Origin of the sequence: Rhizobium sp. RHZ02 (genome assembly GCF_014851575.1) — a bacterium.
GTDB lineage: Bacteria > Pseudomonadota > Alphaproteobacteria > Rhizobiales > Rhizobiaceae > Rhizobium > Rhizobium altiplani.
Genome location: NZ_JACUZX010000021.1, coordinates 29467 through 43682, shown reverse-complemented (window position 1 = coordinate 43682; position 14216 = coordinate 29467). Strand labels below are relative to the sequence as shown.

General features: G+C 57.5%; 14 protein-coding genes. 12 read left to right on the top strand and 2 right to left on the bottom strand.

The genetic code is table 11. From position 1 onward, the window contains the following. The first annotated feature begins 42 nt into the window (after window positions 1-42). From IB244_RS23405 to IB244_RS23395, 3 genes are all read left to right on the top strand, one after another. A complete protein-coding gene (locus IB244_RS23405; protein WP_169682037.1) occupies window positions 43-483 on the top strand; it encodes a DoxX family protein in 441 nt (146 codons plus the stop codon). Further along, the gene (locus tag IB244_RS23400) at window positions 480-2078 is read left to right on the top strand and encodes an MFS transporter (protein ID WP_192240517.1); all 1599 of its coding nucleotides are present in this window, start codon (window positions 480-482) and stop codon (window positions 2076-2078) included. The genes IB244_RS23405 and IB244_RS23400 overlap by 4 nt, the downstream gene beginning before the upstream one ends. Window positions 2079-2380: 302 nt before the next feature. Further along, window positions 2381-3217, top strand: coding sequence for an alpha/beta fold hydrolase (locus IB244_RS23395; RefSeq protein WP_192240516.1), 837 nt, complete (start codon window positions 2381-2383; stop codon window positions 3215-3217). A 74-nt stretch (window positions 3218-3291) separates the two neighbouring features. Here IB244_RS23395 and IB244_RS23390 read toward each other — a convergent pair whose 3' ends face one another. Further along, window positions 3292-3870 (bottom strand): hypothetical protein, encoded by a 579-nt coding sequence (locus tag IB244_RS23390; RefSeq protein WP_169682040.1) that lies wholly within the window; start codon window positions 3868-3870, stop codon window positions 3292-3294. A gap of 450 nt (window positions 3871-4320) precedes the next feature. Between IB244_RS23390 and IB244_RS23385 the strand changes: the two genes are divergently transcribed. The 4 genes from IB244_RS23385 to IB244_RS23370 all read left to right on the top strand — a co-directional run bounded on the left by IB244_RS23385 (window position 4321) and on the right by IB244_RS23370 (window position 11061). After that, window positions 4321-4971 carry a DsbA family protein gene (locus IB244_RS23385; RefSeq protein WP_281412459.1) on the top strand — a complete coding sequence of 217 codons (651 nt, stop codon included), beginning with the start codon at window positions 4321-4323 and terminating at the stop codon, window positions 4969-4971. Between the two features lie 131 nt (window positions 4972-5102). Continuing rightward, window positions 5103-6443 (top strand): HlyD family secretion protein, encoded by a 1341-nt coding sequence (locus IB244_RS23380; RefSeq protein WP_192305807.1) that lies wholly within the window; start codon window positions 5103-5105, stop codon window positions 6441-6443. Next, window positions 6440-8527 (top strand): peptidase domain-containing ABC transporter, encoded by a 2088-nt coding sequence (locus IB244_RS23375; protein ID WP_192305805.1) that lies wholly within the window; start codon window positions 6440-6442, stop codon window positions 8525-8527. The genes IB244_RS23380 and IB244_RS23375 overlap by 4 nt, the downstream gene beginning before the upstream one ends. A gap of 1019 nt (window positions 8528-9546) precedes the next feature. Beyond that, window positions 9547-11061 (top strand): peptide MFS transporter, encoded by a 1515-nt coding sequence (locus tag IB244_RS23370; protein ID WP_169682044.1) that lies wholly within the window; start codon window positions 9547-9549, stop codon window positions 11059-11061. 120 nt (window positions 11062-11181) lie between these two features. Here IB244_RS23370 and IB244_RS23365 read toward each other — a convergent pair whose 3' ends face one another. Continuing rightward, on the bottom strand, window positions 11182-11670 hold the full coding sequence (locus IB244_RS23365; RefSeq protein ID WP_198011807.1) for a YqhA family protein: 489 nt from the start codon (window positions 11668-11670) through the stop codon (window positions 11182-11184). 435 nt (window positions 11671-12105) lie between these two features. Between IB244_RS23365 and IB244_RS23360 the strand changes: the two genes are divergently transcribed. Genes IB244_RS23360 through mbhE form a run of 5 tightly spaced genes read left to right on the top strand, consistent with a single transcriptional unit; the run spans window position 12106 to window position 14212 of the window. Next, window positions 12106-12672, top strand: coding sequence for a Na+/H+ antiporter subunit E (locus IB244_RS23360; protein WP_246733676.1), 567 nt, complete (start codon window positions 12106-12108; stop codon window positions 12670-12672). Then, window positions 12665-12925 (top strand): monovalent cation/H+ antiporter complex subunit F, encoded by a 261-nt coding sequence (locus tag IB244_RS23355; protein ID WP_018856270.1) that lies wholly within the window; start codon window positions 12665-12667, stop codon window positions 12923-12925. Before IB244_RS23360 ends, IB244_RS23355 begins: the two co-directional genes overlap by 8 nt. A 4-nt stretch (window positions 12926-12929) precedes the next feature. Further along, complete coding sequence (locus tag IB244_RS23350) at window positions 12930-13187, top strand: hydrogenase subunit MbhD domain-containing protein (RefSeq protein ID WP_169682045.1); 258 nt, start codon at window positions 12930-12932, stop codon at window positions 13185-13187. Between the two features lie 3 nt (window positions 13188-13190). Beyond that, entirely contained in the window at window positions 13191-13532 is a 342-nt protein-coding gene (gene mnhG, locus IB244_RS23345; protein ID WP_169682046.1) for a monovalent cation/H(+) antiporter subunit G, read from the top strand. Beyond that, the gene (gene mbhE, locus IB244_RS23340) at window positions 13529-14212 is read left to right on the top strand and encodes a hydrogen gas-evolving membrane-bound hydrogenase subunit E (RefSeq protein WP_169682047.1); all 684 of its coding nucleotides are present in this window, start codon (window positions 13529-13531) and stop codon (window positions 14210-14212) included. Before mnhG ends, mbhE begins: the two co-directional genes overlap by 4 nt. Window positions 14213-14216 lie beyond the last annotated feature (4 nt).

Here is a 14216-nt window from a genome sequence, read left to right as displayed (position 1 = left end):
GAGCGCCGTTTCTTACGACCGGCCACATTCAAAGGAGCAGACATGACTGACAAAGCATCATTCAAAAAAGAGCGGAGCGCGCTCGCAGCAGTCGTCACCGCTCCCACCACGCGCACGGTTGCGCTTCTGGCGCTTTGCGCGGCCTATATCCAGGGACCGCTTTTCAAGATCGCAGATTTCAATGGTGCGATCGCCGAGATGGACCATTTCGGCCTGCATCCGGCGCCTTTCTTTGCCGTGGCTGTGATCACCTTTGAGCTCACCGCTTCCGCAATGGTGGTCTCGGGCCTGCTGCGTTGGGCAGGGGCGTTGGCATTGTCGGGGTTTACACTTCTCGCAACCCTCGTGGCGCTGCGTTTCTGGGAACTCGCCCCTGGCATGGAGCGGATGATGGCAACGAATGCCTTCTTCGAACATCTGGGCCTGACTGGCGCCTTCGTTCTCGTCGCCGCCGTTGATCTCACCAAAGGAGCAGCCAAATGAGCCCCGCACGGTCCTCAGGGGGCAGTTTCGCCCCACTCGCTCAACCTGTCTTCGCAGTTCTTTGGACAGCCACGGTGCTTGGCAACACAGGCAGTTTCATGCGCGATGTCGCAAGCTCCTGGCTGATGACGGACCTCTCGGCCTCGCCAGCTGCCGTGGCGCTGGTTCAGGCGGCCGGCACATTGCCGATCTTCCTTCTCGCCATTCCGGCCGGCGTGCTGACCGACATCCTCGATCGCCGCAAGTTCCTGATCGCCGTGCAATTCCTGCTCGCCTCAGTCAGCATCACGCTGATGGTTCTGGCACACACCGGAATGCTTTCTGTCAGCGCCCTGATCGGACTTACCTTCCTCGGCGGCATTGGTGCTGCGCTGATGGGCCCCACCTGGCAGGCGATCGTGCCGGAACTGGTAAAGCGGGAGGATGTAAAGAGCGCCGTCGCCCTCAATTCGCTCGGCATTAACATTGCCCGCTCGATAGGACCTGCTGCTGGTGGCCTGCTTCTGGCAGCTTTTGGGGCCGGCATTACTTATGGCGCCGATGTCGCAAGCTATTTCGTTGTCATCGCTGCCCTCGTCTGGTGGCCACGAGCAAAGAATGCCGATGACGCGCTCGCCGAGGGCTTCCTTGGCGCCTTCCGTGCCGGTCTTCGTTATACCCGCGCCAGCCGTCCGCTGCATGTCGTGCTTCTGCGCGCGGCAATCTTCTTCGCCTTCGCCAGCGCCGTCTGGGCACTACTGCCGCTCGTCGCCAGGCAATTGCTTGGCGGAGATGCCGGCTTCTACGGAATTCTGCTTGGTGCGGTCGGTGCCGGTGCCATCGGCGGTGCGCTCGTCATGCCGAAGTTGCGTGAACGCTTCGACGCCGATCGACTGCTTCTCGGCGCCGCAGTCATTACGGCTCTCGTTATGGCAGCGCTCTCGCTCGCCCCGCCGCAATGGGTCGCCATCATCGTCCTGCTTTTCCTCGGGGGCGCATGGATCACCGCGCTGACGACTCTCAACGGCGCGGCCCAGGCAATCCTGCCCAACTGGGTGCGAGGCCGTGGCCTTGCCGTCTATCTGACCGTCTTCAACGGCGCGATGACGGCTGGCAGCATCGGCTGGGGCACAGTCGGTGAGGTTGCCGGCGTACCCGGTACACTGCTGATCGGCGCTGCGGGCCTGTTGGTCGCTGGTATCATCATGCATCGCATCAAACTGCCGGCCGGCGATGCTGATCTCGTGGCCTCAAACCATTGGCCAGAACCGCTGGTCGCAGAACCGGTCGCCCATGACCGTGGCCCAGTCCTGATCCTCATCGAGTACCAGGTGGAAAAACATCACCGCACTGCCTTCCTTCGTGCAATCGACGAACTCTCCGAGGAACGTCGCCGCGATGGCGCCTACGGCTGGGGCATCACCGAGGATTCGGCCGATCCTCAAAAGATTGTCGAATGGTTCATGGTGGAGTCCTGGGCCGAGCATCTGCGCCAGCACAAGCGTGTGTCGCAAGCGGATGCGGACCTGCAGAGCAAGGTTCTGACGTATCATTCAGGCTCGGAAAGACCAGTCGTCCGACATTTCCTGACGATCAACCGTCCGGGGGCTGCCTGATTCTCGTCATTGGTGGCGGGAGTAGTTGCCCGCCGATAATTTCAATATGCGCAATTAAATCTGAATTATTGATGCAATTGTTGATGGCCATGTTCTTCGACAATATCCGTCCATCAGACACCCGTCGCGCACCACACCCGACGGAAACCGGAGCCGAAATGACCGATAACCTCTTCCCTGTTACACGCCGCGCTGCCCTCGTCACTGGAGCTGCCGCCGCTGCGTCCCTTGCAATTCCAACCTCTTTCAGCGTTGCAGCCAACGCTGCATCCACGAAGCACTCCACTGAAGGAAGCAAAAACATGAGCACTGTAACCACTAAGGACGGCGTTGAGATCTTCTACAAGGACTGGGGTCCGAAGGACGCACAGCCGATCATGTTCCACCACGGCTGGCCGCTGTCGTCCGACGATTGGGACGCACAGATGTTGTACTTCCTCGCCAATGGATATCGCGTCGTCGCCCATGACCGCCGCGGTCACGGCCGTTCGGCCCAGGTCTCCGAAGGTCACGACATGGACCATTACGCCTCCGATGCGTTTGCCGTCGTCGAGCACCTGAACCTAAGGAATGTCGTGCATATCGGTCACTCGACAGGCGGCGGTGAAGTCGCTCGCTATGTCGCCAAGCATGGTCAAAAGGCCGGCAGGGTCGCCAAGGCGGTTCTCGTCTCCGCCGTTCCACCGCTCATGGTCAAGACGGCCTCGAACCCCGAGGGCCTGCCGATCGAAGTTTTTGACGGCTTCCGTTCGGCACTTGCCGCCAACCGCGCGCAGTTCTTCCGCGATGTTCCGGCCGGCCCATTCTATGGCTTCAACCGCGACGGTGCGAAGATCCAGGAAGGCGTGATACAGAATTGGTGGCGTCAGGGCATGATGGGCGGCGCCAAGGCCCACTATGATGGCATCAAAGCGTTCTCCGAAACCGATCAAACGGAAGACCTGAAGGAAATCACCGTGCCGACGCTTGTCCTACACGGTGAGGACGATCAGATTGTGCCGATCGCGGATTCGGCACTCAAGTCGACCAAGCTTTTGAAAAACGGTTCGCTCAAAACCTATCCAGGCTTTTCGCACGGGATGCTGACGGTTAACGCCGATGTCCTGAACGCCGATCTGCTGGCCTTCATCAAAGCTTAAAGCCAGATGCGTTGGGTGCGGCGAGAAATCGCCGCATCCCGGGACGCCTGTGGCTTGGCATTTTGGGCGATCTGTTAAATCCACCTACGACTAGTGTCGCGGGGATTGTATCTGACCTCCAGCTTTGCGAAGCCGGTAGGGCTGTGAAACGACGGTGCCGAGCCACGGTGAATAATAGTGCAAGGCAAACATGCTGATCCCTTATGGCGACAATTGCCGTACCCGGCAGAAACGACAACAGCACCCGCTGGGTTCGTCGCCGCAAGTAGTCGGAGCCGCAGTGTTGTATTGCCATTCGATGAACGGCACTTCAGCATCTTGGGGTTTTCCTGAAGGTTGTGATTGACAATGGCCAACGGCACGCAGCGCTCCAGATCCGCGAACAGACGCGGCCGGCCGAACATTGGCCAGGGGTGACTGAGATTTCGCGCCGCAAGCCATTTTTCGCGGATGGCCTGGGTAAGACAAAGCGCGACCGACAAGACCGATGGCTTTTCCAGGTGAGGCAGAAGTCGATGGCCAGTGTCGCCATATCGGGTGACGACGGCCAAATACGAACGGCCGACGACCACAACCGCTCCGTCGACCACCTCCAGGAAATGAATGTCCGTGGAGGCATTGTCGATCTGGGAGACGTCGAGCGGGTGGGGCATCCGGAATCTGGTGGCTAACCCTAATGGGCATATGACATTTGTCCGTTTGAAATCGATAAGTAAAAGCCAAAGCCGATGATATTTCCTAGGTACATCTACGGATAGCATCCTCAAGATAGGCCCTTATAAGTAGTGTTGCCTGTCTGAAAAGCTTAACGCTAGGAGGTAGATCGAATGCGCGAACTGAACAGTCACGAACTAAGTCTCATCAGCGGGGGCAGGGGTGGTGGAAGTGGCAACCCTGGGAAGTCGACTTCGAAGAGTTCCAGCAGGTCCCCGACCGGCGGAGTATTTGGATCTGATGGCAAGGGCCTGAATGGGCGTCCTTCCACAGGCTCTAACGGAAAGGATCGTTGCGCGCCAGGGGGGGCGCCGACCTCGTAGCAGACCGCATTGCAGCACGAGACTTAGGTGCCGAAAACGAGGTATTAGTTGTATAAACAATCAATCATGAGCGTTCGGCGCCTAATTCTCTTGTCATTCGTTATACTCTTGGCAGGTGGCGCTTGGCTTTGGTTGCTTTCGCGAGCGCCACAATCCAGCGAATTCACGCGACAGGCGGTTCTAGTAAGCAACGAGCCCCTTGACGATGTAATCATCGGCAACGCGAATGCGCCCGTGTCCATAGTTGAGTATGCGTCGATGGGATGTCCACACTGTGCAGCGTTCGCCACGCAGGTTTTTCCAGCGCTGCGGGAGAGATTTATCGACACCGGTAAGGCAAATTTCGTTATGCGGGACTTTCCGCTCGATACGGCATCAGCTGGCGCCGCCATGTTGGGGCGATGCGTTCCGGCGAAAGCTCGGCAGCCGTTGCTTGATGCGCTTTTCGAGCAGCAGAATGAATGGGCTCGGGGCGCAAATGCTAAGGCAGCTCTTTTGCGCATTTCAAGACTTGCAGGATTGTCTGAAGTTGCGTTTCTCAAATGCCTATCAAACCAGACCTTGTTGGATCAAATCATTGACGGGCGAAAGAAAGCTGAGCAACTTTTTGACGTGCATGGGACGCCCACGTTCTTTATCAACGCAAAGCGCTATTCCGGTGCCTTTTCCGTCGATGAGATGTCGAAATACCTGGAAGGCGTACTCGTGCGTCCGTAAATTCAAACTACGCTCCTAGTGCGAGGTACGACGAGAGCGGTCATTGCATTGTCATTGCCCTTTTGGAGTGCTTCGCCAACGGGCTATTCTGTTGAGTTCATGTGCGACAGGTTGCGCGTCGCTATTCTAAAATGACGTCGACGATGGTCAACTCGCCGCCAGAAAACTCGGGTCATCCTTTATCGCAAATAACTGCGTCCTCTTTTCTTCGCCCCGAAGTCATCGCCGCACAGCGCGTCAACTGGTTGGGTAGGCCGAAATTATTGCAGCCCCTTCCGATCTTGATGGTGGCGAGCATGGCAACGATAGCCATCTGCCTGGTGGCGCTCCTCATAATCTTCGGCGAATACACGCGCAGAGTCCGTGTTGTGGGCATTGTGACGCCGAGCGCCGGCGTTGTGCGAGTCGTCGCTCCGCAGGCCGGTAGCGTGATAAACATCGGCGTCGCGGAAGGTGTCGCCGTGCGTCAGGGTGCGACGCTTTCTACGCTCGGGTTTGATAGCTGGACCAGTTTGGGGGAAACAGGGGCGATAGTGCTGTCACAACTGGAGATTCAGCGCCAGGAAATTCTTGCAGAGATACACCGTCGCAACGATCTCGATGAGATCGAAAAAAGAGAGCTCGAAGATCAAGAACAAGCTCTGGTTCGCGAAGTGGAGGTGATCGGAAACCAGATTAATGGCACCTCCGATTACGTGGATGTCCTGCGAACCCTGATGAAGAAGCATCGTCTTTTGGCGGGGCAGGGCATCACAGTTCAAAGGGAATTCGAAACTCGCCAACAGGATTTCATGCAAACCAGAGCCAGCCTGGCCACGTTGCAACGGCAGCGTACGCAGTTGGATCAGCGACTGATTGAAGTCCACGCTAGACTGGCAAGCAGGCCAGCGCGCACCGCGTCACTCATTAGCGATCTGAAATGTCGATTGTCCGACATCGAAATTCAAATCGCGCAGGGCGAGGCGAGGCGACGCGTTTTCGTGTACGCGCCACGCGAAGGTGTAGTCACAGCTATACTCGCCCAACGAGGACAGTTTGTGCTCGCGGGTGCACCGCTTCTGTTCCTCTTGCCGTCGGGATCAAAGCAGGAGATCTATTTTTCCGTTCCCAGCAGTGCGATCGGCTTTGTGAAAGTGGGGGCCCAAGTGTTGCTTCGCTACGCCGCCTTTCCCTATGAGAGGTTCGGCCAGTATACGGGATCGGTGACAAAGGTATCGCGGGTGACCATTCAGCCGGGCGATGCGGAGTTGGCGCTTGCCGGAGATCCGTCCATGGCCGGTTCATATCGTGTGACCGTCGTACCGAAGACCCAATTCGTTACGGCTTACGGCCAAGCCCGACCCCTTCAGGCGGGGATGCAGGTTGAAACCGATATTCTTCTTGACCGTCGGCCATTGTGGAAATGGGTTTTAGAGCCCTTGTACAGCTTGCGCGGCCGTGCCGCCGACGTTTTCGAAGACCGAACGAAATGAGCGTATTGCGTCGCTTGTCCTTCGGTTTCGGACGGACGATCCCTGTCATCCTGCAAACGGAGGTCGCGGAATGTGGTCTGGCATGCCTGGCAATGGTGGCCAGACATCACGGATACGAGGTTGATCTTGCAAGCCTTCGCCGGCGATTCAGCGCTTCCTTGAAGGGCATCACGCTGGACAGTATGGTTCGAATTGCTTCTTCGTTAGGATTGACAACTCGGGCGCTTCGGCTCGACCTACATGAATTGCGCAATCTGCGACTGCCTTGCGTATTGCATTGGGATCTCCGGCATTTCGTGGTGCTCGAGCGTGTTGCAACAAACCACGCTACGATCGTCGATCCCGCCCGAGGCCGCAGACGTGTGCCGCTAAGCGAATTTTCAAGCAGCTTCACTGGAGTTGCCCTAGAAGCCTGGCCCGGGAGCGATTTTGAAAGGCAAAGCAAGCGTCAGCGGCTCCCTCTTATTTGTCTGTTTCGTCGTATAGTCGGACTGAAGCGAGCACTTGTTCAAATTGTGACCCTGTCCCTCGCTCTGGAAATCTTAGGGCTGATAATACCAATAGGGACGCAGATCATTGTGGATCAGGCCATCGTAGCGGGCGACCTCGACCTCCTCAGCCTTATTGCCATTGGGCTCGGATTGTTCCTCTTCGTCCAAACGATGGTCAGCGTTGCCCAGTCATGGGCCAGCTTGATGCTAGGTACATCGCTGAGTGTTCATTGGCAAATTGGCCTTTTCGATCATTTGTTGCGACTGCCGTTGGATTTCTTCGAAAAGCGGCACATAGGGGATATCGTTTCGCGGTTTGGGTCGCTCACCCCAATTCAAACGACACTAACCGCCGAACTCGTTGTCACCATGCTTGACGTCATCGTCATCTTCGCTTCAGCGGCGATGATGGTACTCTTCGGCGGTCAGCTTGCAGCTGTCGCGCTCGTTAGCCTCGGTCTCGATCTGATCCTTCGACTTCTCGCATACGTCCCCTACAGGGAGGCGAATGAGGCGGCAATCGTCCATAACGCCAAAGAAGACACACACTTCATGGAGACGATACGCGGCATTGCAAGCATCAAGGCGTTGGGTATTTGCGAGCGCCGCCAAAACGCCTGGCTCAACCTGCTTGTTGACACCATCAATGCTGGACTCCGGATCAAGAAGTTGGATCTACTTTTTGGAACAGTTGCGACCTTTGTGGCAGGTGTGGAAGGCATCGTGACGCTCTGGATGGGTGCCAGAGCGGTGATCGGCGGCAATATGACGACCGGCATGCTAATCGCGTTCATTTCATACAAAGGGATGTTCATCGTGCGATCTCAAAGCTTAATTGGGTTTGTGATCAAACTGCGAATGTTGAACCTCCACACGGAGCGTGTAGCCGACATTGCCCTGGCTGAACCAGAAGAAATGACCCGCCGTGACTTTGCCACTCTCGTGAATCCAGTGAGGCTTGGAGCATTGTGCGCGACAGACATATGTTTCCGCTACGGCGACAGCGAACCCTTCGTCTTAAACGGGTTGAGCCTCTCTGTTTCACCGGGAGAGAGTCTGGCGATAACCGGTGCGTCCGGTTCCGGAAAGACAACCGTCCTGAGAATCATGGCAGGGTTGATCACGCCGACGAGCGGAACCGTCAGCCTCGGCGGGCAAGATATCCGGCAGATGGGTCTAAGTTACTACCGGAGTCAGATAGCCTGCGTGTTGCAGGAGGACCGGTTGTTTGCGGGGTCAATTGCAGAGAACATTGCTGTGTTTGATCCGCAGTTCGATGACAAATGGGTTGAGGAGTGTGCCAGAATCGCAGCCATTGACGAAGACATCCTTAAGATGCCCATGGGCTTCGAGACACTCGTGGGGGATATGGGGAGTGCTCTGTCGCGCGGCCAAATACAACGATTGTTTCTGGCGCGGGCTTTGTACCGGCGGCCTTCGATCCTCTTTCTCGATGAAGCAACCAGTCATCTAGATTCCAAGAGTGAAGCGACGATAAACAACGCAGTCGGGGCCTTGAGGATTACTCGAGTCATCGTCGCGCACCGGCAATCAACAATCGATATGGCGGATCGACAGATTTCCCTTGCTTGATTTTTGCGGTAGTGGCCTTGTCGGTACTGCAGTTGCCTTCTTCTTTCTGTCACCAATGCCGGCCTTTGACGAATCGATTTCAAGGCCGCAACGTGCTCGCGTCGAAATCTTCGCGGATTGGTCATCGCTCGAAGCCGAGGAACTGTGACGCGTGCTCGATAACCCTTGATTGCGAGGTCCGCTTCGTCTCAAGCCGCACGCGTCACGACGAGCAGCAACTTCTCGTGTTCGACGTTAGATGGCCATGCCAGTGTCCCCGCTGGCTCGGCCGCCCAAGTCCGTTGAAAGAGGCTCTAAGCGGTCAATAGCAGAGTGTACGGAGCATCCCTGCGTAATTGGGCTTTGCCTTGCAGTCAGTCGTGCCTTTGACGCGCCTAGGGCCTGGGCTCCTATTTGCTGACTTCGTGCTGAGCGCGGCATTGCTGTTAACATCGATGGGCTCGGTATGAGGAGCGCACGCTGAAAGGGAGCCTCCTGCAATGGTCACGCAGATGACTAGGAGCAATGAGCGTAACATGATCGCGTTTCTTCCACCAACTATGTTTGCTCGAGCAAGATTTCCTACGGAGGATAATGGTGCGCCAACCACGAGTATCAATCGCGTATCTATATAGCAAATATTAGGGAAGAAGCATGAAGCAAATTCGTTTCCAGAGTGTGGGCGTGCTCGCGCCAAGCAGCATTGATACAAAAAACCTCCTCGCAGCAGGCACGCGGCCGGCTCAATGCACCGCCCTTGCAATCCACCCCATCGCCTTAGCGAGGTTGCACACTCCGTTACTGCGCCGCCCTAAGTCCGGTTTTGCCACGCCTTGTCCCAACCTGATATCGCCTTTGTGATCGCTCAAAGCTGAAATCAAATTCATCCAATATGCTGCCGACTCCAATGTTGCGGCAAAGGACTTACGAGCATTCGCGGGTATTGGACGCTCTCCTCGCCATAGCGCGAGGTAGGTAGCGCGCGCTTTCCGCGGTGATTCGCGCTATACTAGCGCAGATGAAAAAGTCGGGGGGAGCCGATGACGACGTCTGTCAAGTATCCACCAGGACTGGTTGCGCTTTTTCTCGTCGAGATGTGGGAGCGCTTCAGCTACTACGGCATGCGGGCGATCCTCATCCTTTACCTCGTGGATCGGGTCGAAAACAGCGGCCTGGGTCTCGCCACGGCCGACGCCGCAGCGATCTATGGCCTGTATACCGCGTCGGCCTACATATTGGCGCTGCCAGGCGGTTGGATCGCCGACCGCTTCTGGGGTTGCAAGCGCGCGATCGTCGTTGGCGGTGTCGTCATCATGATCGGGCATGTCCTGCTCGCGGTCTCCGGCTCCGCTGCAATCGTGTTCTTCCTCGGCCTCCTCTGCATCGCGATCGGCACCGGGCTTCTCAAGCCAAACATCTCGACCATGGTCGGCCAACTCTATGACAAGAACGATATCGGCGGCCGCGACGCAGGGTTCTCGTTCTTCTACATGGGCATCAACATCGGCGCGATCCTCGGAGGACTTATTGCCGGCTATCTCGGCGAGAACTGGGGCTGGCATTGGGGTTTCGGCGCGGCTGCCGTTGCCATGTTCTTGGGGTTGATCAACTTCCTGCGGGCGAGCCGCACCTCGCTTCGCGACAAAGGTGGGGCGCCCGCCGTGCACCATCACCCCGACGCGGCGACCGGCCGTCGTGACCACCTCTTCACGGGTGCTATCGGTGGCCTCGTCGTCGTCCTGGTCGCCGCAGCAGCGCTAACCGGTCAGATCAATCTGACCAGCGCGCAAGGGCTGGCACAGGCCATGGGCCTGATCATCGTGACTGTGGCCATCGGCTTCTTCCTCAACATCTATTTGGCAGGGGACCTGAGTGGCTCGGAGAAACGGCGCATGATCGTCCTTGCGCTCCTTTTCGTGGCCGCCGCGCTCTTCTGGTCCGGTTTTGAACAGGCCGGCTCCTCGCTCAACCTCTTCGCAAACGACCTCACACAGCGCCAACTTGGCGGTTTCACGGTGCCTGCCTCATGGTTCCAGAACTTGAACTCCCTCTTCATCATCCTGCTGACCCCGGCTTTTGCGGCGTTCTGGATCTATGCCGAGAAACGCTGGACCATTCCCGTTTTCGTGAAGTTTGGACTGGCGCTCGTCGCGATGGGCCTGGGCTACCTGATCCTAGTGCCGGCGGCGCACACAGCGGCAACGGGCGTAAAGGTTACCGGGCTCTTCCTCGTCTGTACCTACCTGCTGCACACAGTCGGCGAACTGATGCTCAGTCCGGTCGGGCTTTCAACCTTCTCCCGCCTTGCGCCAGAGCGCTTCACCAGCCAGATCATGGGGTTCTGGTTTGTCGCCGCGTCGCTCGGCAACCTGATGGCGGGATTGCTGGCCGCAGGTATGGACACCGAACATGCCGCCGGACTTCCGGACGCGTTCACCCGCATCTTCCTGATCAGCGCCGGCTTCGGGATCGTCCTCGTCCTTCTCGCTCGCCCAGTCACCCGGTGGGCGCTCGGCGGAAGCGAGCGGATAGAGGAAACGGCTCCGGCGCAATAGATGCTATTCGTGCTGTCCAGGCAATTTGCCGGGCCGGCAATGGTGCGCAGGCCAGAACTTTCCGTCCTCAGCCGCCGGCCGGCTTGACGAAGAAGCGGCCTGCCGACGAACGACCACGCATCATGGCGGGGAGCCTTTGTGCTTAGAAAGGTAGAAAGCTAGCGCAAAGATGATAAGGGCTGTCGCCACGCCCAAATAGACAATTCTTTGCGACCCATCCCACGCAACAGCCTCTCGAAGAAACAGTACCGCAAGCACGGCAATCACCACGCTGACCAAATTTGCTTTCAGGTCTTCGAGATCTTTCAGCATGAGCCATCGGGGGCGCTCCAAATTCTCGTCAATGAAAAGCGTATAAAGGCCGAGACTGATAATGTAGGCGGCTACGGCGATTAGGAAGACATCAATGCCCTCGACCACTCCGATCGCAAACATTTTGACTGCTTGCGTCGAGATAGCAATGTTCTCCACTGTATCGCGGATACTTAGAGCCATGACCGCAGTCTCGTAAACTATCAGCGATATGGCTCCAATCAACGTCACGACCACTGGCAGGATCATGATATAACGGCTTAGTACCAATAGCCTGGCAAACATCTTGATCACCACTCGTCGATCATTGATTGCTTCAATGAAGCTGTCGGGGAGAAAAGTGGCTGCTAACGGCAAGACAGGCAGCAATTCGCCAGAGAGCGTCTTGCCGCCAAGTTACTTCCCGGCTTCTAACTCTGATTAAACTTATGAAATGTTAGCGGAGCATTAAGATAATTTCGAGGATCGAATGTCTTCGAATTGTCTTCTACGCAATCCGGCCTTTGAACGATTTCTTTGAAAAGCTTTGAAAGTCCGAACGGCTCTGCTGCAAATTTCAAGCTTGATTTCGATGACATTTGGTTGAGGCTCTGATCATCTTGGGGCTTCCCGGGTTTCGAGATTTTGAGCAAGCAATGCCACAACCTTCGTCGGCGATGTCAGGTTTCGTTCGATCGGTGTCGGCCTACGGGAGGGCGGCCCCCCTTGATTTCGAGGGGTAACCCTGCTTGATTGCTACTAGCAGTGGCGACGAAGGTCGATGCTATGCCGGCGGAGAGCGAAACTACCGAACACGGCTTGCCTGAAGCCCTCAAGGGGTTGATCGGCCTTTGGGTTTTGCTGTTCGCGCTCTGGCTGATCGTGAACGCTTCACTCGCTCTGCCGGTCGTGATGACAGGCGCCGTCATCTCCCTTTCCATCGCAGCGATCGTTTCTCGTCGCTATGGACTATGGCAGCAGACCGCGCTGACACCGGGCGCGGCATACCATTTCCTTGCCTTTGCATCGGTATTCTTCATCGAACTGGTGAAGGCGAACGTCAACATGCTGCGCTACGTTTATTCGCCGCGCATCGACATTCACCCCGGCATCGTGAGGATCCCGATGCGGCTGAAATCGCCGATCGGTCGCCTTGCCCTTGCCAATGCGATCGCGCTGACCCCCGGATCGCTGGTCATGGACATCAGGGACGACGCCCTTTTCGTTCATTGGCTCGATGTGAAGACGACAGACCCGGAGCAAGCCGCCGCGATGATCGCCGGACCCTTCGAAAAGCACCTGGGGGCGGCGTTTGGCTGATTTCATCGTTCGCATTGCCGCCGTTCTCATCTTCTTCAGCATCGTTTTTGGGGCGCTGCGTCTGATCATCGGCAAAACCCTCATGGACCGCGTCGTGGCAATCGACATGCTGACCGTGGTCTCGATCGCGCTGGTGACGCTTTATGCGCATCTTTCCGGCCGGTTCGTGTATATCGATGTGGCGCTCGTCTACGGGCTGCTCAGCTTCCTTGCCGTGCTTGCTATCGCTCGTTTCCTGGAAAAGGGGCCGTGACACGATGCTGGAGCTTCTCGTTATGCTGGTGTGCGGGTGCATCCTGATCAGCGGGGTTCTTGCTGTGCGCCTTCCCAATCTCATGACGGCGATGGTGAGTTCGGGGCTCGCGAGCCTGCTTGCGGCCGTCTCCTACGTGCTGCTTGCCGCGCCCGATGTCGCCATGGCAGAAGCAGCAATCGGTTCCGGGCTCGCGACGCTGATCTTTCTCTATGCCATTCGCAGAACCGGCGGCGGAGACGCCGGTAGTGAGAAGGAGTGAGATGTGCAGGAGCTAGTCGGCAGCATCGTCATCCTCGTCGGCGCGTTCTTTCTCTTTTCCGCCGGCCTCGGGCTTTTGCGCATGCCCGATGTCTTCACCCGCATCCAGGCGGGGACCAAGGCCTCGACGCTCGGCAACATTCTTGTCGTCGCCGGGCTTGGCATCTACCATCCCGATTGGTCGCTCAAGCTCTTGATTGTCGCCGTTTTCGTTCTGATAACCAACCCCCTGTCGTCGCACGCGCTGTCGCGCGCGGCCCATGCAGTACGCACGCCGATGGCGGAGACGACGGTTGTGGACGCGCTTCGCGATGCAGATGAGGCGGCCAAGGAGGGCAAGGCATGACAAAACGCGTCTTCAGCCTTCTTGCCATCCTCGTCTTCGCGTTAATCTTCGCCGGCGTCGCAGGCGGATATAGCGAACGCCAGACGCTCTCGCCGCTTGCCCGGCACTATCTCACCGCGGTGCCACAGGATCTCGGCGGAGCGAACGTCGTCACCGGCATCCTGATCACCTTTCGCGGCTTCGATACACTCGGCGAAGTGGCCGTCCTTTTCATGGTGGCTGCGAGCGTTGGCATCCTGCTTGGCGGATCGCCGGCGCAAGACCGCACGAACGAAGCCCCGCGACCAAGCGAGCTCGTGGAAAACGGCGCGAAGATCATCCTGCCGCTGATCTTCCTGTTCGGCGCCTATGTTATCATGAACGGTCACCTTTCGGCCGGCGGCGGCTTCCAGGGAGGGGCCGTGGTGGCGTCGGGCGTGATGCTGCTAGTGCTCGCCCGCCCCGGCACGGGCCTCCATCAAGGCTTTCTAAGCGTAACGGAATCGCTGGCGGGCGTCATTTACGTCCTGCTCGGGATTTGCGGGCTCTGGTTCGCAGGCGGGTTTCTCGACAGCCACATCCTGCCCAAGGGTGAGTTTGGCTCGCTCGCCAGCGCCGGGGCGATCCCGGTGATTTCGGCGCTGTTGGGTATCAAGGTAGGGGCGGAGCTCAGCGTCGTCATCGATCGCTTCAGAAGCTGAAGGA

Bases quoted from the DNA above. Each gene is read 5' to 3' on its own strand.
- IB244_RS23380 (WP_192305807.1), top strand. From the start codon at position 5,103: ATGACGTCGACGATGGTCAACTCGCCGCCAGAAAACTCGGGTCATCCT.
- mbhE (WP_169682047.1), top strand. From the start codon at position 13,529: ATGACAAAACGCGTCTTCAGCCTTCTTGCCATCCTCGTCTTCGCGTTA.
- IB244_RS23400 (WP_192240517.1), top strand. From the start codon at position 480: ATGAGCCCCGCACGGTCCTCAGGGGGCAGTTTCGCCCCACTCGCTCAA.
- IB244_RS23370 (WP_169682044.1), top strand. From the start codon at position 9,547: ATGACGACGTCTGTCAAGTATCCACCAGGACTGGTTGCGCTTTTTCTC.
- IB244_RS23350 (WP_169682045.1), top strand. From the start codon at position 12,930: ATGCTGGAGCTTCTCGTTATGCTGGTGTGCGGGTGCATCCTGATCAGC.
- IB244_RS23395 (WP_192240516.1), top strand. From the start codon at position 2,381: ATGAGCACTGTAACCACTAAGGACGGCGTTGAGATCTTCTACAAGGAC.
- IB244_RS23405 (WP_169682037.1), top strand. From the start codon at position 43: ATGACTGACAAAGCATCATTCAAAAAAGAGCGGAGCGCGCTCGCAGCA.
- IB244_RS23385 (WP_281412459.1), top strand. From the start codon at position 4,321: ATGAGCGTTCGGCGCCTAATTCTCTTGTCATTCGTTATACTCTTGGCA.
- IB244_RS23390 (WP_169682040.1), bottom strand. From the start codon at position 3,870: ATGCCCCACCCGCTCGACGTCTCCCAGATCGACAATGCCTCCACGGAC.
- IB244_RS23375 (WP_192305805.1), top strand. From the start codon at position 6,440: ATGAGCGTATTGCGTCGCTTGTCCTTCGGTTTCGGACGGACGATCCCT.